Source organism: Oleiphilus sp. HI0086, assembly GCF_001635225.1.
Map to the genome: position 1 here is coordinate 1 of NZ_LWFZ01001232.1, position 1300 is coordinate 1300.

General features: G+C 44.7%; 3 protein-coding genes. 1 reads left to right on the forward strand and 2 read right to left on the reverse strand.

Annotation, left to right across the window (positions count from 1 at the left end; genetic code table 11):
- A partial coding sequence (locus A3756_RS21455) for a response regulator (protein WP_156490668.1) occupies positions 1 to 465 on the forward strand: 465 nt, incomplete at its 5' end.
- A gap of 10 nt (positions 466 to 475) precedes the next feature.
- Here the strand turns inward: A3756_RS21455 and A3756_RS21460 are convergent.
- Positions 476 to 688, reverse strand: a complete 213-nt coding sequence (locus A3756_RS21460; RefSeq protein WP_156490258.1) for a hypothetical protein — start codon at positions 686 to 688, stop codon at positions 476 to 478.
- Positions 681 to 1300, reverse strand: a 620-nt coding sequence (locus tag A3756_RS21465) for a transglutaminase family protein (RefSeq protein ID WP_368664609.1), incomplete at its 5' end; no start/stop codon positions are given. The genes A3756_RS21465 and A3756_RS21460, both read right to left, overlap by 8 nt.

Here is a 1300-nt window from a genome sequence, read left to right on the forward strand (position 1 = left end):
TTACCTCAAAGCCACTTACCCAAAATCATCGAGGCTCCGCAAGAGATCGCTAATGAAAGCGATATCGAAGGTTTAAATGTCATTTATGTTGATGACCAACAGGAAAACCTTAAAGCTACCGAAGCACTGCTCAACAAATGGAACTGCAAGATGCTGTCTTACAACAGTGCCGAAAGTATTCTCGATGATAGTACCAAACACTTTGTACCTGACGTGCTACTCATGGACTACCAGCTGACGCATGATGAAGGCGAAGACAAGTATTCAAACGGTATCAAATTAGCGAATGAGCTATTAGAGATATGGGGGCAAGACGTTCCCGTCTGCATCATTTCAGCCGCCTCCGAACCAGAGTTGGCGAGTATAGCGAAAGGGCAAGGCTTCAACTTTTTAAGCAAACCGCTTAAACCCGCGAAGCTTAGAGCCTTATTGAGCCAGTTAGTGCGACGAAAAAAGCAAAGCTGATGAGTTAAGCTCAAGACAGCTCTTTTTGACGCGCTATCGCTTTCTTAATTTGCTTATTTCTTAGGTAGGCTGCTCGGAGTGTGGAGATCAAGCCACCAATAAGTACGATCACCAAGAGAGTTTTACCATCTTCGGTTTCTAAGCCGCCAACCATATAAATAGCTAATAGCGAGAATGTGACAAGAAATATAGTCACCTGAAGAGAGAATGGCATTTTATTCATTGCTTTGATGGCCCAAAGTATCAGTTTCACTTAAACGCTGAGCTACTTGCTCTATCGTTTCACAGCTCTCAAGTAGCTTGGTCACAGATGATAAGGGCGCTTCATAGAGCCCTTCGAGAAAAAACTCTCCCAAACCATATCGCTCAATTGCCAGTTTTTCAACTGGAGGCGTGAATTGAGCGTCGATTTCAGGGGTATTCCCACGTGCATCGATACGGTACCAACCATAGTCAGGCAGGTGCACAGCGTTTAGTGCATGCAAACAAAAGCTAGGGGTGTCATCGAGACGTACACGTTGATAGCATATCGCAGTCGGAATTTGATTCGCTCTAAGTAAAGCAGCCAATAAGTGGCTTTTTGCGTAACAAAAACCTGTTCCGTGTTCAAGCACCTGAGAAGCTGAAACCGTTACCGGATTCAATCGGTAATCCCAACTGTGTTTTATTTCATCACGCACAAACTCAAAACACCTTTGGGCGATTACGTAGCAATTTTGCCTTCCTTGCGCTAACAAACTTGCCTGACGTTGCACGGCTTCGTGCTGCCAATCGATATAGGGGCAAGCCTGCAGATAAGCTTCCATTTCGTGACTACCTATTATTCTCTTCTGAG